General features: G+C 68.6%; 19 protein-coding genes and 2 rRNA genes. 10 read left to right on the forward strand and 11 right to left on the reverse strand.

The features are described 5' to 3' along the window. The first annotated feature begins 142 nt into the window (after positions 1 to 142). Together OHB01_RS20850 and rrf are read left to right on the forward strand one after the other, a co-directional pair. Positions 143 to 3,249 (forward strand): 23S ribosomal RNA (locus OHB01_RS20850). Positions 3,250 to 3,313: 64 nt separating this feature from the next. Beyond that, positions 3,314 to 3,430 (forward strand): 5S ribosomal RNA (rrf, locus tag OHB01_RS20855). Between the two features lie 499 nt (positions 3,431 to 3,929). On the opposite strand, the gene OHB01_RS20860 is transcribed toward rrf, so the two are convergent. Further along, on the reverse strand, positions 3,930 to 4,178 hold the full coding sequence (locus OHB01_RS20860) for an ABC transporter permease (RefSeq protein WP_328709460.1): 249 nt from the start codon (positions 4,176 to 4,178) through the stop codon (positions 3,930 to 3,932). 44 nt (positions 4,179 to 4,222) lie between these two features. Then, positions 4,223 to 4,696: an Lrp/AsnC family transcriptional regulator gene (locus OHB01_RS20865; protein WP_142651936.1), complete on the reverse strand. Its 474-nt coding sequence runs from the start codon at positions 4,694 to 4,696 to the stop codon at positions 4,223 to 4,225. A gap of 131 nt (positions 4,697 to 4,827) precedes the next feature. Here OHB01_RS20865 and OHB01_RS20870 point away from each other — a divergent pair, with 131 nt between their 5' ends. Next, positions 4,828 to 5,718 (forward strand): phenylalanine 4-monooxygenase, encoded by an 891-nt coding sequence (locus OHB01_RS20870; RefSeq protein ID WP_142651935.1) that lies wholly within the window; start codon positions 4,828 to 4,830, stop codon positions 5,716 to 5,718. Between the two features lie 103 nt (positions 5,719 to 5,821). On the opposite strand, the gene OHB01_RS20875 is transcribed toward OHB01_RS20870, so the two are convergent. The 5 genes from OHB01_RS20875 to OHB01_RS20895 all read right to left on the reverse strand — a co-directional run bounded on the left by OHB01_RS20875 (position 5,822) and on the right by OHB01_RS20895 (position 11,241). Beyond that, positions 5,822 to 7,291 carry a phosphodiester glycosidase family protein gene (locus OHB01_RS20875; RefSeq protein ID WP_142651934.1) on the reverse strand — a complete coding sequence of 490 codons (1,470 nt, stop codon included), beginning with the start codon at positions 7,289 to 7,291 and terminating at the stop codon, positions 5,822 to 5,824. Between the two features lie 132 nt (positions 7,292 to 7,423). Then, a complete protein-coding gene (locus OHB01_RS20880) occupies positions 7,424 to 7,636 on the reverse strand; it encodes a hypothetical protein (RefSeq protein WP_142651933.1) in 213 nt (70 codons plus the stop codon). A gap of 87 nt (positions 7,637 to 7,723) precedes the next feature. Then, positions 7,724 to 8,797 carry a P1 family peptidase gene (locus OHB01_RS20885; protein ID WP_222709703.1) on the reverse strand — a complete coding sequence of 358 codons (1,074 nt, stop codon included), beginning with the start codon at positions 8,795 to 8,797 and terminating at the stop codon, positions 7,724 to 7,726. A 40-nt stretch (positions 8,798 to 8,837) separates the two neighbouring features. Then, positions 8,838 to 10,448: a PucR family transcriptional regulator gene (locus OHB01_RS20890; protein ID WP_142651931.1), complete on the reverse strand. Its 1,611-nt coding sequence runs from the start codon at positions 10,446 to 10,448 to the stop codon at positions 8,838 to 8,840. An 82-nt stretch (positions 10,449 to 10,530) separates the two neighbouring features. Then, positions 10,531 to 11,241, reverse strand: a complete 711-nt coding sequence (locus OHB01_RS20895; protein WP_142651930.1) for a TetR/AcrR family transcriptional regulator C-terminal domain-containing protein — start codon at positions 11,239 to 11,241, stop codon at positions 10,531 to 10,533. 44 nt (positions 11,242 to 11,285) lie between these two features. On the opposite strand from OHB01_RS20895, the gene OHB01_RS20900 reads away from it, so the two are divergent. From OHB01_RS20900 to OHB01_RS20915, 4 genes are all read left to right on the forward strand, one after another. Next, positions 11,286 to 12,794, forward strand: coding sequence for an MFS transporter (locus OHB01_RS20900; RefSeq protein ID WP_328853860.1), 1,509 nt, complete (start codon positions 11,286 to 11,288; stop codon positions 12,792 to 12,794). Positions 12,795 to 12,863: 69 nt separating this feature from the next. Then, the gene (locus tag OHB01_RS20905) at positions 12,864 to 14,159 is read left to right on the forward strand and encodes an aspartate aminotransferase family protein (RefSeq protein ID WP_142651928.1); all 1,296 of its coding nucleotides are present in this window, start codon (positions 12,864 to 12,866) and stop codon (positions 14,157 to 14,159) included. Next, the gene (locus OHB01_RS20910; protein WP_142651927.1) at positions 14,146 to 15,639 is read left to right on the forward strand and encodes a CoA-acylating methylmalonate-semialdehyde dehydrogenase; all 1,494 of its coding nucleotides are present in this window, start codon (positions 14,146 to 14,148) and stop codon (positions 15,637 to 15,639) included. The genes OHB01_RS20905 and OHB01_RS20910 overlap by 14 nt, the downstream gene beginning before the upstream one ends. 96 nt (positions 15,640 to 15,735) lie before the next feature. Next, positions 15,736 to 16,902 carry an extracellular solute-binding protein gene (locus tag OHB01_RS20915; RefSeq protein ID WP_147944960.1) on the forward strand — a complete coding sequence of 389 codons (1,167 nt, stop codon included), beginning with the start codon at positions 15,736 to 15,738 and terminating at the stop codon, positions 16,900 to 16,902. Positions 16,903 to 16,950: 48 nt separating this feature from the next. On the opposite strand, the gene OHB01_RS20920 is transcribed toward OHB01_RS20915, so the two are convergent. Continuing rightward, a complete protein-coding gene (locus tag OHB01_RS20920; RefSeq protein ID WP_205831159.1) occupies positions 16,951 to 17,589 on the reverse strand; it encodes a hypothetical protein in 639 nt (212 codons plus the stop codon). Positions 17,590 to 17,676: 87 nt separating this feature from the next. Here OHB01_RS20920 and OHB01_RS20925 point away from each other — a divergent pair, with 87 nt between their 5' ends. Continuing rightward, positions 17,677 to 18,267: a TetR/AcrR family transcriptional regulator gene (locus OHB01_RS20925; protein WP_142651925.1), complete on the forward strand. Its 591-nt coding sequence runs from the start codon at positions 17,677 to 17,679 to the stop codon at positions 18,265 to 18,267. A 106-nt stretch (positions 18,268 to 18,373) separates the two neighbouring features. On the opposite strand, the gene OHB01_RS20930 is transcribed toward OHB01_RS20925, so the two are convergent. After that, entirely contained in the window at positions 18,374 to 19,462 is a 1,089-nt protein-coding gene (locus OHB01_RS20930) for a sel1 repeat family protein (protein WP_147944962.1), read from the reverse strand. A gap of 427 nt (positions 19,463 to 19,889) precedes the next feature. Here OHB01_RS20930 and OHB01_RS20935 point away from each other — a divergent pair, with 427 nt between their 5' ends. Next, positions 19,890 to 20,045, forward strand: coding sequence for a hypothetical protein (locus OHB01_RS20935; protein WP_168066557.1), 156 nt, complete (start codon positions 19,890 to 19,892; stop codon positions 20,043 to 20,045). Then, complete coding sequence (locus OHB01_RS20940; RefSeq protein ID WP_142651923.1) at positions 20,042 to 20,227, forward strand: hypothetical protein; 186 nt, start codon at positions 20,042 to 20,044, stop codon at positions 20,225 to 20,227. Before OHB01_RS20935 ends, OHB01_RS20940 begins: the two co-directional genes overlap by 4 nt. 31 nt (positions 20,228 to 20,258) lie before the next feature. Here the strand turns inward: OHB01_RS20940 and OHB01_RS20945 are convergent, their stop codons facing one another. Together OHB01_RS20945 and gabT are read right to left on the reverse strand one after the other, a co-directional pair. Beyond that, positions 20,259 to 20,507 (reverse strand): hypothetical protein, encoded by a 249-nt coding sequence (locus OHB01_RS20945; RefSeq protein WP_139576006.1) that lies wholly within the window; start codon positions 20,505 to 20,507, stop codon positions 20,259 to 20,261. 170 nt (positions 20,508 to 20,677) lie between these two features. Beyond that, on the reverse strand, positions 20,678 to 22,027 hold the full coding sequence (gene gabT, locus OHB01_RS20950; protein WP_142651922.1) for a 4-aminobutyrate--2-oxoglutarate transaminase: 1,350 nt from the start codon (positions 22,025 to 22,027) through the stop codon (positions 20,678 to 20,680). Positions 22,028 to 22,100: the final 73 nt, after the last annotated feature.

Consider the following 22,100-nt stretch of genomic DNA (forward strand, 5'->3'; position numbering starts at 1 on the left):
CTGCCATACCGGCCGGGGTCCTTGCTTGTGGGTTCGCCTGTTGTGGGTGGGCTTGCGGTGGGGGTTCGGGTGTTTGGTGGTGGGGTGGGCTGGTTGTCTGGTTGTTGTTTGTGAATTGCATAGTGGACGCGAGCATCTTTGTGGCCAAGTTAGTTAGGGCACACGGTGGATGCCTTGGCATCAGGAGCCGATGAAGGACGTGGGAGGCTGCGTTAAGCCTCGGGGAGTCGCCAACCAGACGTTGATCCGGGGATGTCCGAATGGGGAAACCTAGCACCAGTCATGTGGTGTTGCCGCCGTCTGAATGTATAGGGCGGTTGGTGGTAACGCGGGGAAGTGAAACATCTCAGTACCCGTAGGAGAAGAAAACAATAGTGATTCCGTGAGTAGTGGTGAGCGAAAGCGGAGGAGGCTAAACCGTGCGCGTGTGATAGCCGGCGGGCGTTGCGTGTGCGGGGTTGTGGGACCTTCCGGAGGAGACCGCCGTCTCTTCAGGCAGTGAGAAATCGGTGGGGTAGTCGAACGCTCTGGGAAGGGCGGCCGTAGACCGTGATAGCCGGGTAGGCGAAATCTTGCCGACTGCTGGGGGTGTTCCCGAGTAGCACGGGGCTCGAGGAATCCTGTGTGAATCTGCCAGGACCACCTGGTAAGCCTAAATACTTCCTGGTGACCGATAGTGGACGAGTACCGTGAGGGAAAGGTGAAAAGCGCCCCGGTGAGGGGTTGTGAAATAGTACCTGAAACCGTGTGCCTACAAGCCGTAGGAGCGTAAACAAGCTTGCTTGTTTGTGATGTGACTGCGTGCCTTTTGAAGAATGAGCCTGCGAGTTATGGTGTGTGGCGAGGTTAACCCGTGTGGGGGAGCCGTAGCGAAAGCGAGTCTGAATAGGGCGTTTGAGTCGCATGCTGTAGACCCGAAGCGGGGTGATCTACGCATGGGCAGGTTGAAGCGTGGGTAAGACTGCGTGGAGGACCGAACCCACCAGGGTTGAAAACCTGGGGGATGACCTGTGTGTAGGGGTGAAAGGCCAATCAAACTCCGTGATAGCTGGTTCTCCCCGAAATGCATTTAGGTGCAGCGTTGCGTGTGCTTGCCGGAGGTAGGGCTCTGGATGGCTGATGGGCCCGACAAGGTTACTGACGTCAGCCAAACTTCGAATGCCGGTAAGTTGAGCGTGGCAGTGAGACTGCGGGGGATAAGCTCCGTGGTCGAGAGGGAAACAGCCCAGATCACCGACTAAGGCCCCTAAGCGTGTGCTAAGTGGGAAAGGATGTGGAGTCGCAGTGACAACCAGGAGGTTGGCTTAGAAGCAGCCATCCTTGAAAGAGTGCGTAATAGCTCACTGGTCAAGTGATTCTGCGCCGACAATGTAGCGGGGCTCAAGTACACCGCCGAAGTCGTGGCACCGCTGGCACTTGTGCTGGTGGTGGGTAGGGGAGCGTCGTGCGAGCCGGTGAAGCTGCCGAGTGATCGTGTGGTGGAGGTCGTGCGAGTGAGAATGCAGGCATGAGTAGCGAGTCAGAAGTGAGAATCTTCTGCGCCGGATGACCAAGGGTTCCTGGGGCAGGTTCGTCCGCCCAGGGTAAGTCGGGACCTAAGGCGAGGCCGACAGGCGTAGTCGATGGATAACGGGTTGATATTCCCGTACCCGCTGTGATGCGCCCATATCGAATCCAGTGATACTAAGGGTCCTTAGCCCGGTTGGCTCTTCGGAGCCGGCGTCAGGGTGAACGCCTGGCCTGATCTGGTAGTAGGTAAACGATGGGGTGACGCAGGAAGGTAGCCCAGCCCGGGCGGTGGTTGTCCCGGGGTAAGCATGTAGGGCGTGCTGTAGGCAAATCCGCAGCACACAAGCCTGAGGTGTGATGCCGAGCCGATTGTGGCGAAGTGGGTGATCCTATGCTGCCGAGAAAAGCCTCTAGTGAGTGTCGCGGCGGCCCGTACCCTAAACCGACTCAGGTGGTCAGGTAGAGAATACCAAGGCGGTCGGGTGAACTGTGGTTAAGGAACTCGGCAAATTGCCCCCGTAACTTCGGGAGAAGGGGGACCTCTGCTGGTGTAGGACTTTGCGTTCGAAGCTGGTGGGGGTCGCAGTGGCCAGGGGGAAGCGACTGTTTACTAAAAACACAGGTCCGTGCGAAGTCGTAAGACGATGTATACGGACTGACGCCTGCCCGGTGCCGGAACGTTAAGGGGACCGCTTAGCCAGCACTTGTGTTGGCGAAGGTGAGAACTTAAGCGCCGGTAAACGGCGGTGGTAACTATAACCATCCTAAGGTAGCGAAATTCCTTGTCGGGTAAGTTCCGACCTGCACGAATGGCGTAACGACTTCCCCGCTGTCTCAACCACAGGCCCGGTGAAATTGCAGTACGAGTAAAGATGCTCGTTTCGCGCAGCAGGACGGAAAGACCCCGGGACCTTCACTACAGCTTGACATTGGCGTTTGGAGCGTCTTGTGTAGGATAGGTGGGAGACTGGGAAGCGGTGACGCTAGTCATCGTGGAGTCATTGGTGAAATACCACTCTGGTCGTTTTGGACGTCTAACCCGCGCCCGTGGATCCGGGTGGGGGACAGTGTCTGGTGGGTAGTTTAACTGGGGCGGTTGCCTCCTAAAGGGTAACGGAGGCGCCCAAAGGTTCCCTCAGCCTGGTTGGCAATCAGGTGTCGAGTGTAAGTGCACAAGGGAGCTTGACTGTGAGACTGACGGGTCGAGCAGGAGCGAAAGCTGGGACTAGTGATCCGGCATCGGCGTGTGGAAGCGGTGTCGCTCAACGGCTAAAAGGTACCCCGGGGATAACAGGCTGATCTTCCCCAAGAGTCCATATCGACGGGATGGTTTGGCACCTCGATGTCGGCTCGTCGCATCCTGGGGCTGGAGTAGGTCCCAAGGGTTGGGCTGTTCGCCCATTAAAGCGGTACGCGAGCTGGGTTTAGAACGTCGCGAGACAGTTCGGTCCCTATCCGCTGCGCGCGCAGGAGACTTGCGAGGGGCTGTCCCTAGTACGAGAGGACCGGGACGGACGAACCTCTGGTGTGCCAGTTGTTCCGCCAGGAGCACGGCTGGTTGGCTACGTTCGGTAGGGATAACCGCTGAAAGCATCTAAGCGGGAAGCTCGCCTCAAGATGAGGTCTCCCACCACCATGTGTGGGTAAGGCCCCCTAGAGATGATGGGGTTGATAGGCCGGAAGTGGAAGCGCAGTAATGTGTGGAGCTGACCGGTACTAATAGGCCGAGGACTTGACCATAGATGTTCGCGTTCACTATGTGATCTCAGAGACAGCAACCACTAGGTTGTGTGTTTCGTGGGGTTACGGCGGTCATAGCGGCAGGGAAACACCCGGTTACATTCCGAACCCGGAAGTTAAGCCTGTCAGCGCCGATGGTACTGCACCGGGGACGGTGTGGGAGAGTAGGACACCGCCGGACAATCTTTGATATGTGGTTGGGCCATCCCGTTTGGGGTGGCCCTTCCGCATTTCCGGGCACCTTTCTTTTTCGCGGGTTTGTTCCCGGGGTTGCTGGTGTTGGTTTCCGCTGCTTGTTCCTGCGTGTGTGGGCGGTGGGTGTGGGTGTGGTGGGTGGTGTGGTGGCCCCGGCCGGGGTGTGGCCGGGGCTTTCGCATGTCCGGGGGCGGTTTCCGGGGGTGTCGATCGGCACTGGTCGGGGGCTGGTGGGGGAGACGGTTGAGGAGCCGGCAGGCCCGCAGGTCGAGGGACGCGCTGGGGCGTGCAGTCAGCGGGCCGTGGGGTGACGGGCGGCGCCGGGGATGGGAATAGCAGGCACGCGGCGGGGCGATCGGCGATGCCGAGAGGGAAAGCCGAGAGGGAAAGCCGAGAGGGAAAGCCGAGAGGGAAAGCAGTCGGCAGGCCGTGGGAGAAGGGTCAACACCGGGGCGGGGGCGGCTGGTCGGGTGTGGGGCGGCTGGTTAACTGTGGGGCAGGGGCTCTTGAGGACAGCGGCGAGGAGTCCCGCAAGGGCGGAGAAGGACGACGGCGCCGAGTGACGACCACGGGATGTGCATGGTGGCGTCGCGGAGAGCCCGCTTCACGATGGTCTCGCAGCCGGCCCAGGCGAAGCCGATGCCGATCACGGTGCCGAGCAGGGTGGCCACGACCGTCAGCAGCACCGCCTCGGTCGCCGGCATCCGCCGTAGCTGTCCGCGGGTGAGCCCCATCGTCCCGCGCCCTCCGCCCGGCCCGATCGGCCTGAGTCCGGCCGTTATGCCGGGGGAGGCGTGACCGCGGCCTTCAGCAGGGGCTCGATGCGGAAGGGGATCTGGGTCGACAGGGCGATCGTCGTGTCGGTCCGCTGGATGGCGGGCGAGGCGAGGATCCGGGCGATGATCTCCTGGAGGTGCGGGGTGCTGTGGGCCACCACGCGGCACAGCAGGTCGGCCTGGCCGCTGGTGCCGTACACCTCCAGGATCTCCGGGACGTCCGCGAGCCACTGCACGGCCTCGGTCAGCCGGCCCTGGGCGATCTGCAGGGACGCGAAGGCGAGGATCGGATAGCCGATCTGCTCGGTCGTGATCGTCGGGCCGAAGTCGCTGATGACGCCGCGCGCGGTGAGCTTGTCGAGCCGCGCCTGCACGGTGCCGCGGGCGACGCCGAGGAGGCGGGCCAGTTCGGTGAGCCCGATCCGGGGGTTGGCCCGCATGGTGATCAGGAGGCGGCTGTCGAGCGCGTCGAGCATGCGCCGAGGGTACGCCTCGACTGAGCGGATCGACCAGTGGCATCCACCTCGAATGCGCTTTTTTGAGCGTTTCGCACACCTGAACTGGTCACTCTTGCCAGCCAAACGAATAGTTGCTGTCCTATGGGAGTATGTTCGAAGAAGCGCAGTATTTCGCCCCGGTCGCGACGAAGGATGACGGATCCGTCGTCGTCGAGCTGGCCACGAGCCACCCCGGTTTCGCGGACGCCGTCTACCGCGAGCGGCGCAATGCGATCGCGGCGCTGGCGCTCGGTCACACCCCCGGTGACCCCATCCCCACGGCCGAGTACACCGACGAGGAGCACCACGTGTGGGCGCTCGTCACCAAGGAGCTGGCGGTCAAGCACCAGAAGTACGCGGTGCGCGAGTTCCTCGACGCGAGCAAGCGGCTCGGCCTGCCCGAGGACCGCATCCCGCAGCTCCAGGAGGTCGGCGACCTGCTGGAGCCGCTGACCGGCTTCCGCTACCTGCCGGCGGCCGGGCTGGTCCCGCTCCGGGAGTTCTACGGCGTCCTGGCGGACGGCCTGTTCCACTCCACGCAGTACATCCGGCACCATTCCGTGCCCTTCTACACCCCCGAACCCGACGTCATCCACGAGGTGATCGGGCACGCGAACACCCTCGCCTCACCCCGCTTCGCGGAGCTGTACCGGGCCGCCGGCCGTGCTGCCCGCCGGGTGGAGACCGACGAGGCGCTGGAGTTCGTGTCCAAGGTGTTCTGGTTCACCCTGGAGTTCGGCGTGATGCGGGAGGACGGCGAGCTCAGGGCGTACGGCGCGGGAATCCTCAGCTCGTACGGCGAGATCGAGGAGTTTCGCGGGATGGACATCCGCCCGCTCGACCTCGCCGCGATGGGGACCACCCAGTACGACATCACGAAATATCAGGAGGTGCTCTTCGAGGCGGCCTCGTTCGACCACCTCGAAGACACGGTCGGGACGTTCTGGGACACCTGCGACGACGAGTCCATCGCCCGCCTGCTCACGACGTCCTCGGCCTGAGCAGGCTCGTACGCAGCCCCGCGAACAGCCCCGCGAGCAGGCCGCGTAAGCAGGCCCGGAAACAGCCCCGCGTGCAGGCCGCGTAAGCGGCCCGAAAACAGGCTCAGCGCGCGCCGACGATCAGCAGGGCGTCGCCGACCGCCCGCTCGGCGCCGTCGGACGGACGGTTGACCACCTTCTTGCCGATGACCATGGTGGTCGATCCGCCGCCGTCCAGGTTGATCGCGTCGCGCGCGCCGAGCCAGCGCATGAGCTCGGCCGCCTCGAAGAACGAGGCGCCGATCGTGCTGCCCGGCGCGCGGCCGTCGACGACCGCGACGAGGAGCTTGCCGTCGCGGGTGACGCCCGCGAGCGTACGGGGGTGGCGCCGCAGGATCATGTTGGTGTTGGCCATGCCGTCCCGCGCCGCGGTGATGGAGGTCCTGCCGTTCCTGACCAGGCCGATCGCGCCGCCGATGATGTTGGTCTCCGGGGTCAGCGGGATGGCCTTGTTCGTCCGCAGGTCGGTGACCCGGGTCGTGACCGTGACGGCCGTGCCTTCGCCCGCGTGCTGCGACAGCCAGCCGGCGGCGGCCCCGACGCCGTGCAGCACACGGGTGCCGGGTGTCACGGGACCACCGGACGCGCGGACGGCGGTCACCCTGCCGGAGGCGTCGAGGACCACCTCGATCCCGTCGTCCTTCGGGGTGTCCCGTCCGAGCTCCTCGGTGTACATGACCAGCTCGTCCGGCTTCGGCACCCGGTTGAGGCCGGTCACCTCGGCCGTGGCTCCGTCGGCCGCCCGCGCGGCGACCGAGGACGACAACTCGGTGACGCGGGCCGTACGGCCCCGGAGGACCAGGCCCACGCGGCCGGCCACGGCCTCGCTGAGCAGCTTGCCGCCGACGACGGAGATGCCCGTGGGGTCGCCGCGGAAGGCGGGCAGCGTGTGGATGTCGAAGAAGCCGCCGTTCACGGCGGCGAGGGCCTTGGCGGCGGAGGCCATGGCCGAGACCTTCTCCCGCTTGGCGACGCTCGTGCCCAGGGACGCCTGGTACGAGCCGCGGAAGGCGCGCGGGTCGACGACGATGACCCGCACGCTCCAGGGGCCGGTGGTGACGAAGCCGTCGTCGCCCTGGAAGTCGACCTTCGCGCTCACCCCGGCGTCCTTGAGCTGTTTGACGACCGCGGCGGCCTCGGCCTTCTGGTCGAGCGGCCAGCTGCCCACCCGCACCATGAAGTAGTCGCCGGCGGGGTGGTCGGCGACGGCGGGCCGGGTGAACTTCACGATGACGGGCTCGAGTCCGGCCATCTGTACGGCTGTCGCCTGGGCCTGCGCGTTGGCCTCCGACATGAAGTCCTTGCCTTTGACGACGACGCTGACCGTGTATCCGTCCTGCGGCGTGCCGTGGCGGAGCGTGAAGTAGCTGACTCCGGGGGCCAGGCTCTTGGCCGCCGACTTCGGGATCCCGGGCTCGCCGAGCGGGAAGCTCGTCGTCGGCAGCCCGGCGACGGGCTCGGCGGCGGCCGGGGCCGAAGGGATGGTCGTCGTCAGGGCCAGCAGGGCGGCCCCGACGACAAGGCGGCGTCTCATGCGATTACTCCCCATCGGTGATCCTTGCGGGACCATCGTGGCGACAATTTCCACCGGAGACGACCGAAACGCGGCGAAGCGCATGAATTTCCCAACAACAGCCGGACATTAGGGGCATAAGCCCATAAAACGTCAGGGAGGATCGGAATCGATCTCCCGGGCGCGCTGGACGAACTCCTGTGCGGACCGGGCTTCGATGTGGACGAGCAGCCCGTCACGCCTCCGGGACATGCCCCAGTAGTGCGCGGTGGCCTCGCCCCACCAGATGGTCCATTTGGGGAATCGCGCGGACAGGGCCCGCACGACGACCGTCGGGCTGATCTTGGGTTCGCTTATCGTCGGCACGTTTCGAGGTAAGCATGATTCACCCAGTGAGCGCGAGTATACGAAGAGTAGTCAGGTGCGATAGGACTTACACCCGGGACGACATACCTACGTTCCGGGTGTCACCAACTCCGCGAGGAGTCGCCCATCGAGCCCTGTAACGGTCAAATCGTCTGCCCCCGTCATCGTCTCGGACGCGACGAGCGCGTTGACGATGGCCTCCTCGGTCGCCTCGATGACCGCGTAGAAGAGCGGATCGAGGTAGTCGTCCGCGAGCACCGTGACCTGGAACGTGCGCGGAGGGGCCGCGTCGAGGGCGCTGGCCGGCAGGTTGCGGTTGCCGGTCGAGAAGCACAGGAACCCGTCGCCGCTGGAGTTCTCCCCGGCGCCGCCCGTACGCGCCACACCGAGCCCCGCGCGCTGCGCCACCCTCCGGCACTGGTGCGGCAGCAGAGGCGCGTCGGTGGCGACGATCCCGATGATCGACCCCGCCTCCTCGTGGCGCAGCGCCGAGGCCGGGAGGCTCCTGCCCACGTGGACGCCGTTGACCGTCAGCCGGTCCCGCCGTCCGTGGTTGGCCTGGACGAGCACGCCCACCGTGTAGCCGTCCACGACGCGGGAGGCCGTGCCGATGCCGCCCTTGAAGCCGTGGCAGATCATCCCGGTGCCGCCGCCGACCGCGCCTTCGGCGACGGGCCCGCCCGCCGCCTTCTCGTACGCCTCCCGGACGTGGGCGGCCTTCACATGCTGTCCGTCGATGTCGTTGAGCATGCCGTCCCAGGTCTCGCCGACGACGGGCAGCGACCACGCCTGCCGGCCCTTGCCGAGCGAGCCGACCTCGATCTCGACGAGCGCGTCGCGGACCACGCCCACCGAGCCCGTGTTCGTCAGCCCGATCGGCGAGGCGAGCAGCCCGAACTCCTGGAGGAACGCCATCCCGGTGATCTCGCCGTTGCCGTTGAGCCAGTGCAGCCCCGCGTAGACAGGCTCGTCGAAGGCCGAGCCGTCGTGCGGGACGATCACGGTGACGCCGGTGCGCACCGGGCCCTCGCCGACCACCCGTGGGCCGCTCCCGCTGATCAGCGTGGTGTGCCCGACCTTCACGCCCGGAACGTCGGTGATGGCGTTGTGCCCGCCAGGTGTTCCGGTGCCCACGACGATGCCGAAATCCCGTGCTCGCAACGACACTCCCATACTCTCGACGACGGTCCCGGGTTCGCGATCAGGTGGCCTCGCGGCGGAAGGTCTCCAGGGCGAGCAGCGCGACGTGCAGCGACAGGCACGACTCGACGTCGTCGAGGTCGGTGTCGAGGACCCGTTCCAGCCGCCGCAGCCGGTCGTAGAACGCGGGCCGGGACAGGTGGGCCTTCTGCGCGGCCACCGCCTTGTTGCGCCCGGAGTCGAGATAGATGCGCAGGATCCTGGTCAGGTCGCCGTGCCGCTGGGCGTCGTGGGCCAGCAGGGCCCCCAGCTCGCGCTCGGCGAAGGTCTGCAGCCGGGCGTCGTCGCGCAGCAGGTGGAGCAGGCCGCGCAGCCGCAGGTCGGGCAGGCGGTAGAACGGCCGCCCGTCGGGCTGGCGCACCGCGACCTCCGCCACCTGCTCGGCCTCCAGGAAGCCGCGCCGTACGTCCTTGATCGACTCCACGACCGAGCCGGCCGCCAGCACGAACGGCGTGGCGAAGTTCGCCCGCAGGCGCTCGGCCAGCGCGCCGAGCGCGGCCTCGGCGGCCATGCGGGGCGGCAGCGGCAGCAGCACTCCGACGCGGCTCTGGTCCAGCGCCCCGACCAGGGCGGGCAGCTTGGCCTCGCGGCAGGCGGCGGCGCCGGCCTCGGCGAGCTCGCCCAGCCTGGCCTGCTCGCCCAGCGCGGTGCCGACGGACGCGGTCAGCCGGATCACGGCGCTCACGAGCCTGCGCCCGGTGAGCGGGACCCCGACGGCGCGGGCGCGGGCGGCGGCCTCGTCGGGATCGGCGTACGCGTGGGTGAGGATGCCGGTCAGTATGGTCCCGTGCGCCTGCCGTTCCAGGGACTCCTGGTGGCGCTCCAGCAGGCGGCTCAGTGCGAGCGTGGTCGCCGCGCGTTCGGCGAGCACGATGTCGCGGGGGCTGGGCCGGCCGTCGCACAGCAGGATGAGCCGTCCCCAGTCCTGGCCGCGGGCGCCGACCATGGTCACGAGCCAGCCGGCGGCGGCGTCGTACGCGGTCCGCTCGGACGGCATCACCGCGCGCGACCTGGCCTCCCAGTTGGCCAGCACGCTACCGGTGTCGCCCCCGGCCGCGTCGCACGCCAGCACCTGGTGGGCCAGGTTCTCCAGCAGCACCGGGCGGCCGGAGAAGCGGGCGACCTGGTTGAGCACCTCGGCCGGAGAGGCGCCCTCGACCGACAGCTCGGTGAACACCTCGTGCAACTGCTCGGAGGCCCGCAGCTCCTGGAGCTGGATGTCGATGATGCGCGCGTGGACCGACTCGGTGATCTGGACGAAGGGCGTCTCGCGGGCGAGCGTGATCAGCGGCAGCCCGTGCTCCTCCGCCGCCTTGACCACCGCCCTCGGCAGCTCGCGGACGAACCGCCGGCCGAGCTCGACGATCAGGCCCGAGGCGCCGACGGCGGCCAGGTCGCTGACATAGTCGGCCAGCTTGTCGGGCTCGCTCGGCAGCGCCACCCCGGTCGTGAGGACCAGCTCGCCGCCGCGTAACAGATGGGCGATGTCGTGGACCTCGCCCACGTGCACCCATCGGACCCGGGTGTCCAGCCGGTCGCCGCCCGCCACCACCCTGGGGCTGCCACGCCGGACCGCGTCCAGCGCGAGCACGTCTGCCACCGTGGGGAGCATGCTCAGAGGCTACCTGATCACAATGTAAGGATGACCCTCCACCGGCTGACACATTGATCTCGGCGCAGGTCGCGTCCGGATCTCAGCGCAGGCGCGTGCCGAGGCCGTCGAGGAGGGCCATCAGCCCGTAGTCGAAGGCGAGCCGCCGGGCCACGATCGGGTCGAAGTCCTGGTGCGCGTAGGAACCGTAGCGCTCCCGCAGGTTGGGCAGGTCGGCCGACAGCTTCGTCAGGAGCGGGTCCACCGCGGCCTGCAGCTCCGTCACGCTCTTGCCGGTGGCCTTCAGCGAGCTGAGAAAGGCGACCTCGGGGATCGTGGCGCCCAGCGTGTACGACACGACGGCCGTCATGGCGTAGTCCACGTCGATGCCCTCGAACCCCGCGCGGACGAAGGCGCCCATCAACCGGTCGGCCGCGGTGAGCGCGTTCGGCCCGAGCCCGGGGACCACGCCGATGAGGCTCGCGCTCCACGGATGGTCGAAGACCGCCTGACGCATGGCGTAGGCGAAGACGCTCGCCGCCTCCCGCCAGTCGGCCTCCTCGGGCACCACGACGCCCGAGTAGACCTCGTCCATCACGAGCTCGATCAGCTCGTCCTTGTTGGCCACGTGCCAGTAGAGGCTGGTCGCCCCCGCGCCGAGCCGGGCGCCGAGCCTGCGCATGCTGAGTGCGTCGAGACCCTCGGCGTCGAGCAGCTCCACGGCCGCCCGGACGATCTGGTCGCGGCTGAGGCCCTGCTCGCGCCCTCCCTTGCGCTCGCGGGTCCAGACCGAGGAGAACGGCTTCGCTGACACGGCCTCACAATATTCGCTCGCACAGTGTTCGATGGAGTCGTACAGTGTCCGACACTACTCGCACACTGTTCGAGGAGACCTTCATGTCCCATCCCCGGCGCTGGTGGATCCTCGGCGTCCTCTGTCTGAGCCTGCTGACCCTGGTCGTGGACAACACCGTCCTCAACCTCGCGATCCCGTCGCTCATGCGCGACCTCGGCGCCACGCCGTCCGACGTCCAGTGGGTCATCGACGCGTACGTCCTGGTCTTCGCGGGCCTGCTGCTCACCGCGGGCAGCCTGTCCGACCGGTACGGCAGGCGGCGGATGCTCGTGATCGGCCTGGCGTTCTTCGGTGGCGCGTCGCTGGCGGCCACGCTGGTCACCGAGCCCTGGCAGCTCATCGCGGCCCGCGCGCTGATGGGGGTCGGCGGCTCCTGCGTGATGCCGTCGACCCTGTCGATCCTGATCACGGTGTTCGACGAGAGCGAGCGGCGCAAGGCCATCGCCGTGTGGAGCTCGGTCGCCATGGTCGGCGTCATCGCCGGTCCCACCGTCGGCGGGTTCCTGCTCCAGCACTACTACTGGGGCTCGGTCTTCCTGCTCAACGTGCCGATCGCGGTGCTGGCGATCATCGCGGCCTTCGCGCTCATGCCGGAGACGTACGGCGAGACGCGGCGGGCCGACCCGCTCGGGGTGATCCTGTCCACTGCCGGGATGGGCGGGCTGGTCTGGGCCGTCATCTCCGCGCCCGGCGGGCACTTCAACCCCCTCGCGGTGGCGCTCTCGGCCGCCGCCCTGCTGGCGTTCGTGCTGTGGGAGCGCCGCAACCCCCACTCGATGCTGCCGCTCGGCCTGTTCCGGGACCGCTCGTTCAGCGGGGCGTGCTTCTCCATCGTGCTGCTGTCGTTCGGCGCGGGCGCGCTCATGCTGGCCATCACGCAGTATCTGCAGTTCGTCCTGGGCTACGACCCGTTGAAGGCCGGGTTCGCCCTGCTGCCCTACGTGGTGGCGGCGGCGGTGTTCAACGTGCTTGGCGCGTCGCTGGGCAGGAAGGTGAGCAACCGGGTGCTCATCGCCTCGGGCCTGGTCGTCATGGTCGCCGGGTTCGCCCTGCTGTCCACGCTCACCGGCGGATACGGCACGCTGATCGCCGGCCTCCTGGTCATGGGAGTCGGCGGCGGCCTGGCCGGTCCCGCGGCGTACGCGACGCTGATGGGCGCGGTGCCGCCCGAGCGCGCCGGGGTCGGCTCCGCGCTCAACGACACGGTGCAGCAGGTCGGCATGGCGCTGAGCGTGGCCGTCCTCGGCAGCGTGCTCGCCGCCGCGTACACCGCGGCCATGCCGGAGTCGGCGCCGCCGGCGGCGCGCGAGTCGATCGGCGTCGCGACGACCCTGGGCGACCCGGCCGTGGCCGCCGCCGGACGCGAGGCGTTCGTGTCGGCGATGTCCGTCGGCTCGTGGGTGGGCGCGGCCTGCTCGCTCGCGGCGGCTCTGGTCGCGCTGCTGGTCCTGCGCCGGAAGGCCGCAGACCCGGCTTCCGCGGAGGAGCCCGCGCAGGCCACCACTGTGTAAGTGAAGTTCGAGATATCCCAGACAGGCTGACGGGTGAGGCGGTCACCCGCCAGCCGGGATACTCGGAGCATGTCGGACCTTCTCGCACGCCATCGCGCGGTCATGCCGAACTGGATGGCCCTCTATTACAACGAGCCCATCGAAATCGTCGGAGGCAAGGGCAACCGCGTCGTCGACGCGAACGGGAAGAGCTATCTGGATTTCTTCGCCGGGATCCTCACCAACATGATCGGGTATGACGTGCCCGAGGTGCGGGAGGCCGTCGAGCGCCAGCTCGCCACCGGCGTCGTCCACACCTCGACGCTGTATCTGATCCGCAGCCAGGTCGAGCTGGCCGAGAAGATCGCCCGCCTGTCGGGCATCCCGGACGCCAAGGTCTTCTTCACCAACTCCGGCACGGAGGCCAACGAGACCGCCCTGCTGCTGGCCACCTACGCCCGCGGGTCCGACCAGGTGCTCGCCATGCGGCAGAGCTACCACGGCAGGTCGTTCGGCGCGATCAGCGTGACCTCCAACCGGTCGTGGAAGAACAACTCGCTGTCGCCGCTCAACGTGCACTTCCTGCACGGCGCCGACCGCCACCTCGTGCAGTTCCGCGGCATGTCGGACGCCGACTACATCGCGGCCTGCGTCGACGACCTGCGCCACGTGCTCGCCACGGCCGTCACCAAGGACGTCGCCGCGCTGATCGCCGAGCCGATCCAGGGCGTCGGCGGCTTCACGATGGCCCCCGACGGGCTGTTCGCCGCCTACAAGGAGGTCCTCGACGAGGAGGGCATCCTGTTCATCTCCGACGAGGTGCAGACCGGCTGGGGCCGTACGGGCTCGGCCTTCTTCGGGATCCAGAACCACGGCGTGACGCCCGACATGATGACCTTCGCCAAGGGGCTCGGCAACGGCTTCGCGGTCGGCGGCATCGTCGCGCGCGGCGACCTCATGGACGGCCCGCACGCCGTGGGCCTGTCCACCTTCGGCGGCAACCCGATCTCGATGGCGGCGGCCAACGCGACGCTCGACTACGTGCTCGACCACGACCTGCAGGCCAACGCCGCGCGCACCGGCGAGATCATCATCTCCGGGCTGCGCGAGGCCGCCGGGCGGCTGCCCGTCGTGGGCGACGTGCGGGGCAAGGGCCTGATGTTCGCGATCGAGCTGGTCGACCCCGCCACCGGCGCGCCCGCCCCGGCCCTCGCCGCCCGCTTCATGGAGGAGACCAAGAAGCTCGGCCTGCTCGCCGGCAAGGGCGGCCTGTACGGCAGCACGCTGCGCATGGCCCCGCCGCTCACGCTCACCGAGGACGAGGCCCGCGAGGGCCTGGGCATCCTCGTCACCGCTCTGGAGACCGTCAACGATGAAGCACGTTAACCACTGGATCGACGGCGCGCTCGCCGAGGGCGCGGGCCGTACGGCGGAGGTGTTCGACCCGGCGACCGGCGAGGTGAGCGGCCGGGTGTCGCTGGCCACGGCCGAGGAGGTCGACGCCGCGGTGGAGGCCGCCGCCCGGGCCTTTCCCGGCTGGCGCGACGCGTCGCTCACCAAGCGCACCCAGGTGCTGTTCCGGTTCCGCGAGCTGCTCGACGCGCACCGCGACGACCTTGCCGCGCTGATCACGGCCGAGCACGGCAAGGTGCACTCCGACGCGCTGGGCGAGGTGGCCCGCGGCCTTGAGGTCGTGGAGTTCGCCTGCGGCATCCCCCACCTGCTCAAGGGCGGCTACTCGGAGAACGTCTCGACCCGGGTCGACTCCTACTCGATCCGCCAGCCGCTGGGAGTGGTGGCGGGCATCACGCCGTTCAACTTCCCGGCGATGGTGCCGATGTGGATGTTCCCGGTGGCGATCGCCTGCGGGAACACGTTCGTGCTCAAGCCCTCCGAGCGCGACCCCTCCGCGTCGCTGCTGCTCGCCGAGCTGTGGCAGCGGGCCGGCCTGCCGGACGGCGTGTTCAACGTGGTCCAGGGCGACAAGGCGGCGGTGGACCGGCTGCTGGAGCACCCGTCCGTGCGGGCCGTGTCGTTCGTCGGCTCCACGCCGATCGCCCGGTACGTCTACGAGACCGGCACGGCGCACGGCAAGCGGGTGCAGGCGCTCGGCGGGGCCAAGAACCACATGCTCGTGCTGCCCGACGCCGACCTCGACCTGGTCGCCGACTCGGCCGTCTCGGCGGGCTTCGGCTCGGCGGGGGAACGGTGCATGGCGATCTCCGTGGTGCTCGCGGTCGACCCGATCGGCGACGAGCTGGTCGAGAAGATCGTGTCGCGGGTGCGGGACCTCCAGGTCGGGCCGGGAACCGACCCCGAGTCGCAGATGGGCCCGCTCGTGACCGCCGCCCACCGTGACAAGGTGGCGTCCTACCTCGACCTCGGCGTCCAGGAGGGGGCCAAGCTCGTGGTCGACGGCCGGGAGACCCCCGTGCGCGGGGGCCGGGGGAACGGCTTCTGGCTCGGCCCGACGGTCCTCGACCACGTGCCGCCGAACTCCCGCGTGCACCGCGAGGAGATCTTCGGCCCGGTGCTGTCGATCGTGCGCGTCCGCTCGTACGAGGAGGGCCTTGAGCTGATCAACACCGGCGAGTACGGCAACGGCACGGCGATCTTCACCAACGACGGCGGCGCGGCCCGGCGCTTCCAGAACGAGGTGGAGGTCGGCATGATCGGCGTCAACGTGCCGATCCCGGTGCCGATGGCCTTCTACAGCTTCGGCGGCTGGAAGGCCTCGTTGTTCGGCGACACCCACGTGCACGGCACCGAGGGGGTCCACTTCTACACCCGGGGCAAGGTCGTCACCTCGCGGTGGCTCGACCCCTCCCACGGTGGCGTGAACCTGGGCTTCCCGACCAACGCCTGACGTCGCAGGCGACGCCCCGGGCCGCCGGGGGCCAGTAGGCTCGGGGCGTCCGTCTTCTGTCACGGGGGGTCGTGCGTGCGCCGTACACACCTGGTCATGACGGTCGCGGCCGTGGGACTGCTCGCCGCCGCCTGCGCCGGTCGGCCTTCGCCCGCGACCAAGGTGGCCACGCCGGGCACCTCGGCCGCCGCGGGCGAGGCGGGACCCAGCCCGTCGTCCCGCTCGTCCGGCGCCACGCCCACCCCGCTCGCGTCCCTCGGGCGCGGCGAGGGAACGCTCAGCGTGGTCGCGATCGACGGGTACGCCGAGTGGGGCGGCGTCGATCCCAAGGTCAAGTGGGTCGGCACGTTCGAGAAGGCGACGGGCTGCAAGGTCAGCCTGCGTTACTACGACCCGCGCGCGCAGGAGCGGCCGGGCGACTTCCCGCCGCAGTCGTTCGACGTGATCTCCGCGACGCCCGAGGTGGGCGGCCGGCTGATGGACGAGGGCAAGGCCGCCCCGCTCAACACCGGTCTGCTGCACGGTTACGACGAGATCCCCAAGCGGCTGCGCACGCTGCCGTCTGTCACCCGGGGCGGGCGCGTCTACGGCGTGCCGTACGTGTGGTCGACCAACGAGATCCTCTATGACACCGGCAAGGTCAGCCCCGACGGCCCGGAGTCGCTCTTCACGGACAAGGGGCCTGTGATGTTCCGGGACCGTCCGCTGACGCTGGCCGACGCCGCGCTGGTGCTCAAGGCCCAGGGCACGGACGTCGGCGAGGGCATCAAGGACCCGTTCGACCTCACCGACGCCCAGCTCGACGCCGCCGCCGACCTGTTCACTTCGGACGGGGACGACCAGCGGACGTTCTGGCGTGACCCCGTCGAGGTCGTCCAGGGCTTCGCGACCGGGTCCGTATGGCTCGCGCAGGCCACGCCGTACCACCTGGACGTGCTCAGGCGCGGGCACAAGCCGGTCAGGGCGCTGACGGACCGGCCGGTGACCGGCTGGGCCGACTCGTGGATGGTGTCGGCCCAGGCCCCGCACCCCTCGTGCGCGTACAAGTGGCTCGACTTCACGATGTCGCCGGACGTGCAGCGCAGGGTTTCGTCCTGGATGGGGCTCGCCCCCGCCAACCCCAAGGGGTGCACCGGCGCGGCCCGCCGGATCTGCGCGGACTACCGTGTCGGCACCGCCCAGGCGTTCCGGGGCGTCTACTTCGCGGTGCGCCCCAAGGCGTACGACAAGTGGGTGGAGCGCTGGTCACGCGTCGTGTCCTGACCCCTCGGGTGTCCTGACCCGGGTGTCCTGATCCGGCGAGGGCTACGGTCACTTCGGCTCGCCGGTGCCGTGCGGCACCCGGTCGGGGTGGGACCCGCGGGCATGGGGTGCTTGGGCATGGGGTGCTTGGGCATGGGGTGCTCGGGCATCCCGCGGCGCGCGGGTGGGGAAGACGGTGCAGGCGAGCGGCCAGAACACCAGCCAGACCACCATGGCGAACGTGAGGCGGCCGGCCCATTCCAGGAGCGCCGCCGTGCGTTCGAGGTCGCCGACGGCCACGACCCCGGCCAGCAGCAGGCCGCAGGCGACGGCCCAGCCGATCATGCCCTTGCCCCAGGCGCGCCATTCGTCTCGGGCCCGCTCCCTGCCGTAACGCTTGCGCCGGTCGGGCGGCGGGCCTCCGGCATAGCGGTGGGCGAACCTGACGTCGGCCCATCGCACCATGTCGTGGCCGAAGGCGACGGTGAACCCCAGGTAGGCCGCGGCGAGCCCGTGCGTGAAATCCGCCCGCCCGCCGGTGCGGAGGTCGACAATGCTCGCGACGAGGAGCACCAGGTCGACCAGGGGGACGGCGAGCAGCAGCAGGCCGCCGAGCCGCTGTTTGCGCAGGAGATAACGGACGGCGAGCCCCGCGCCCAGCAGCACCCAGAACGCGATCTCGCAGGCGACGATCAGTCCGAACAGCATCCCGGCTCCTTTTTCGCACGGCGTGCTACTAACCTTTATCACACAGTGTGCTATAAAAAGCGCGCGGGTGCGTGGCGGGAGGTAGCTGTGCCGAAGATCGTGGACCACCAGGTGCGGCGCGAGGAGATCGCCGAGGCGTTGTGGCGGGTCGTGCGCCGGGACGGCGTGGCCGCCGCCACCGTCCGCAGCATCGCGGCCGAGGCCGGCTGGTCACCGAGCGCGCTGCGGCACTACTTCTCGACCCAGGCGGAGCTGCTCGCCTTCGCGATGGAGCACGTCATCGCGCGGGCTCGCGCGCGTATCGAGAGCACGGTCTATGACGGACCCGTGCGCGTCGCCGTACGCCGCCTGCTGGAGGAGCTGCTGCCCATGGACGAGGAGCGGCGCGCGGAGGCGGAGGTCTGGCTGCAGCTTGCCGCGCGGGCCCAGGGCGACCCGGCCGCCGTCGCCTGGTTGCGCCGCGCGGACGACGGAGTGGCGGAGGCGACGGCCCTGGCCGTCCGCGCCCTCGCCGAGCAGGGAGAGCTCGCGGCCCATCGGGACGCCGAGTTCGAGGCGGCGCGGCTGCACGCCCTCATCGACGGTCTGACCATCCACATGCTGACCCGGCCGGAGTCGATGCACCCTGACCGTACGAGCGCCGTGCTGGCCGCTCATCTGGACGACCTGGCGACCTGAGGAAGCGCGCCGGGCCTTCCGCCGCGGCGAACGCGAAATCCGCCATTCACGGGAAGTGATCTCATCACTACCGATAGAAATGGTGCCGGAGAAGAGATTCCGGGCGTCAGATCAACGGTGCGGGTGGGTCGCCGGTCAGGGATGGAGGCGGCGGCTGGGACGAATCGACCATGTCAGTCGGCAGCATCCAGCTCTCACCGGGATGGGCATGGCTGAGCTCTTCGGAGATTCCGTCGAAGGCAGCGGTCGCCAGGTGATGGCCCTTCGCGGCCGCGATGCGGAACCAGTAGGCGGCCGACCAGCCCTCGCCCTTGTCCCGATGGATCAGCGCCAGCTGGTAGGCGGCTTCGGGATGGCCTCCCGGGTCGGCGGCCATCCTGTAGAAGAACATCGCGACCTCGGTTCGGTCGGCGCGCTGGTAGCCGAGGCCGCAGCGGTAGGCGTAGTCGGCGGCCATCTGCTGCCGGCGTGGATGCGACAGCAGCTCCAGGGCGTCGCGGTGGCCGGCCTGGGCGGCCTCCCTCAGTCGCTGGACGCCCTCATGGGCGTGTCCACGCAGCAACGCGATCACCGCCAGGCTCACTCCGACCCTGACGTCGAACGGGCAGTCCTTCATCAACCGCACCCCCGTCCTGCCGTAGACCTGCAGCATGCGCTGGGCGTGTTCGTCCGGCTGTCCCGCGTCCTCGGCGGGCAGCAGGGGATCGTCGTCGGGCGCGGGAGTCGGCGACGAAGGCACGGGTGGCATTGGGTCCCTCGACGGTTCCGCCAGCGGCTCTTCCGACGCCTCGCTGTCCAGGGCGACGGCCGGCTGGTCGCCCCGGGCGGCGCGCCAGCGGGCGTGCCAGTCCGTCAGTGTGCCCATCGTTTCGGTCGGCAGACCGGTCTGCTCGGCTGCGGCGTGACAGGCGGTCACGAACGAGGCAACCCATGGCCAGCTGGGAACCTTCTTCCGCTTTCCGCGCAATATGTCGTGTGTGGTGCTCCTGGTAAGAAGTCGGGGTTGGTGTCCGTTATTGCCGGTACCGCCCGATAGTTTTTCCAATTCGGACATCGTGGGGGAGCCTGCCTGTTCGTGCAGCGTATTCAGCTGCGCGAGGAAGGCGCGGCACGCCGCGACGCGAGCTTCTTCGGTCATCGCCTCAGCCGCAAGGAGAGAGATCCACAAATTACGGAAGCGCTTGCTGATGGTCATGGTGGCATCAGGGCGGGACAGATGTTCGCATGATTGGCATATCCCACCTCATCCGGAAATTCTGTTGAGCCTGTCGCGCCGGCAGGACCCAGACGGTTCCGAACGTTGCCGGATGATTCCGGACGGCTCCGGATAAGACGGGACGGGAGCGGATGATCTCGAACTGGGCGGGGCGGGCTCGCCCCTCGGGAGGGGTGAATCAGCGGTGGCGTGCGGGCGGCGATCGTGTGCCGCCCAGATGATCCGGAGTTGTCCGGACAGTGCCGAAGCGGTGGCGGCCCCAGCCTGGCCGGGTCAAGGTGGGGCCCGTCCAATCCCCCAAGTGAAAGTCGAGCCCATGTTGCGTGCCGCCCCGAACGCATCTCCGCGCTGCGCTGGCGCGCGACCCGGCCCTCGACCTGACCGGGGCCGGTGCGATGAGCGGCAGTTGCTCATCTTGCTGGTGTCGACCTGGGTGCTGGCCACTGGGCGCATCCCGCCCGACCGGCCGCCCTGCGAGCTGTCCAGCTCGGAACTCATCGAGTTCTGGGCCGACGACCACACCGCCGGCACCCTGAACCCGCTTCAGGAGCGACAGACATGATTCCTCTGCCCCTGCTGGTCCTGCTCGTCTGTGCCGCCCTGGTGGCGGCGATCGCCTGCGCGCTTGCCCTGGCCGCCGGTGCCCCCTGGCCCACCGCGCTGCTCGGCGGCGGCGCTGCAGGGGGCGGCGTGCTGGGCATCCTGCCGCGCCTGCTGGAGGATCGCCGTGACCACGACGAGTAGGTGACCAAGGCCCTCCACCGGCGAACTGAGGTCAGGACATGGCCGCCCGGGAGCGGCGGGGCAGCGGCACCTTGCCCTCGGGGGCGGGCAGCAGGGCCTCGGCACAGTCGTCGCAGGCGTGGACGGGGGCGTTGTCGGGGAGCATGCCGACCTTGACGCGGGGGCGGGGCCACTTCTTGTGGCAGACGACGCAGGCGTCGCCGTCGCGCTGCGTGGTGGTGAGGCCGGCAGGGTCGAACGTCAGCATGAGCCGCTCGGCGCCGTTCGGGTTCCAGCCCATCAAAGTCCCCCCTCGATCGCCTATCGGAACCGTTATAACGCGGTTACCCTTCGTGATCGGCGCGAGTCGGGCCAAGCGATGGTTAAATCGAGGCATAACGCAAGCCGTATAACAACAAAAGGGACACCTCGGAACAGACCGGGTGCCCCTTTTGGTGTCTATCAAACGTTCTACGCTACGTTGAGTGCCTTCTCCAGAATGGAGAGGCCCTCCTCCAGCAGGTGGTCCGGAATCACCAGCGGAGGCAGGAAGCGCAGCACGTTGCCGTACGTGCCGGCGGTGAGCACGAGCAGGCCCTGCTCGTGGCACCTGCGCGCGATCTCGGCGGCCGGGTAGGGCTCCTTGGTCCCCGGGACGACGAGCTCGATCGCGATCATCGCGCCGCGCCCGCGCACGTCGCCGACGATCGGGTTGTGCTCCTGGATGGCGCGCAGGCGGGGCAGCATGGTCGCGCCGATGTGCCGGGCACGCTCGACGAGCTTGTCCTGCTCGATGGTCTCCAGCACGCCGAGGGCCGCTTCACAGGCGAGCGGGTTGCCGCCGTACGTGCCGCCCAGGCCGCCGCTGTGCACGTGGTCGAGCAGGTCGGCCCTGCCGGTCACGGCCGCCAGCGGAAGGCCGCCCGCGATGCCCTTGGCGGTGGTGATGATGTCGGGGACGATGTCCTCGTCCTCGCAGGCGAACATGTTGCCGGTGCGGGCGAAGCCCGTCTGCACCTCGTCGGCGATGAAGACGATGCCGTTGGCGCGGCAGAACTCGACGATCTTCGGCAGGAAGCCGCGGGCCGGCTCGATGAAGCCGCCCTCGCCCGCGATCGGCTCGATGAGCACCGCCGCGACGTTCTCCGCGCCGATCTGCTTGTTGATCATGTCGATCGCCTGGGCCGCGGCCTCCTCGGCGCAGTTGTCCGGGCCGGTCGGCCAGCGGAACGGGTAGGCGAGCGGCACCCGGTAGACCTCGGGCGCGAACGGCCCGAACCCGTGCTTGTACGGCATGCTCTTGGCCGTAAGCGTCATCGTCAGCAGCGTGCGGCCGTGGTAGCCGTGGTCGAAGACGACGACCGCCTGCCGTCCGGTGGCGTGCCGGGCGACCTTGACCGCGTTCTCGACGGCCTCGGCGCCGCTGTTGACCAGGAACGTCCGCTTCTCGTGGTCGCCGGGCGTGAGCTGGTTGAGCTTCTCGCACACCGCGACGTACGACTCGTACGGGGCGACCATGAAGCAGGTGTGGGTGAAGTCGGCGACCTGCTTCTGCACGCGCTCGACGACCCTGGGGGCGGCGTTGCCGACGTTGGTGACGGCGATGCCGGAGCCGAAGTCGATCAGCGAGTTGCCGTCGACATCGACGATCACACCGCCGCCCGCGTGGGTCACGAAGACGGGCAGCGTGGTGCCGATGCCCGGAGGCACGGCGGACTGCTTGCGCGCGAGCAGCTCGCGCGACCGCGGACCGGGGATCTCGGTGACGAGGCGGCGCTCCTGCGGAAGCTGCGGGCCGCCGTGCGTGGTGGCAGTGCTCATATCTCCGACGGTACGGCCGCCGTCGCCACCAGCCGATATGCCGCTATGTCAGAATGAAGGCGTACTTTTGGCC

The organism is Microbispora hainanensis, from assembly GCF_036186745.1.
Classification (GTDB): domain Bacteria; phylum Actinomycetota; class Actinomycetes; order Streptosporangiales; family Streptosporangiaceae; genus Microbispora.

Excerpts from the sequence above, each read along its gene's own strand:
- OHB01_RS20860 (WP_328709460.1), bottom strand. The coding sequence starts at position 4,178 with ATGGGGCTCACCCGCGGACAGCTACGGCGGATGCCGGCGACCGAGGCG.
- OHB01_RS20865 (WP_142651936.1), bottom strand. The coding sequence starts at position 4,696 with ATGCTCGACGCGCTCGACAGCCGCCTCCTGATCACCATGCGGGCCAAC.
- OHB01_RS20870 (WP_142651935.1), top strand. The coding sequence starts at position 4,828 with ATGTTCGAAGAAGCGCAGTATTTCGCCCCGGTCGCGACGAAGGATGAC.
- OHB01_RS20875 (WP_142651934.1), bottom strand. The coding sequence starts at position 7,291 with ATGAGACGCCGCCTTGTCGTCGGGGCCGCCCTGCTGGCCCTGACGACG.
- OHB01_RS20890 (WP_142651931.1), bottom strand. The coding sequence starts at position 10,448 with ATGCTCCCCACGGTGGCAGACGTGCTCGCGCTGGACGCGGTCCGGCGT.
- OHB01_RS20905 (WP_142651928.1), top strand. The coding sequence starts at position 12,864 with ATGTCGGACCTTCTCGCACGCCATCGCGCGGTCATGCCGAACTGGATG.
- OHB01_RS20910 (WP_142651927.1), top strand. The coding sequence starts at position 14,146 with ATGAAGCACGTTAACCACTGGATCGACGGCGCGCTCGCCGAGGGCGCG.
- OHB01_RS20915 (WP_147944960.1), top strand. The coding sequence starts at position 15,736 with ATGACGGTCGCGGCCGTGGGACTGCTCGCCGCCGCCTGCGCCGGTCGG.
- OHB01_RS20920 (WP_205831159.1), bottom strand. The coding sequence starts at position 17,589 with ATGCTGTTCGGACTGATCGTCGCCTGCGAGATCGCGTTCTGGGTGCTG.
- OHB01_RS20930 (WP_147944962.1), bottom strand. The coding sequence starts at position 19,462 with ATGACCATCAGCAAGCGCTTCCGTAATTTGTGGATCTCTCTCCTTGCG.
- OHB01_RS20940 (WP_142651923.1), top strand. The coding sequence starts at position 20,042 with ATGATTCCTCTGCCCCTGCTGGTCCTGCTCGTCTGTGCCGCCCTGGTG.
- OHB01_RS20945 (WP_139576006.1), bottom strand. The coding sequence starts at position 20,507 with ATGGGCTGGAACCCGAACGGCGCCGAGCGGCTCATGCTGACGTTCGAC.
- gabT (WP_142651922.1), bottom strand. The coding sequence starts at position 22,027 with ATGAGCACTGCCACCACGCACGGCGGCCCGCAGCTTCCGCAGGAGCGC.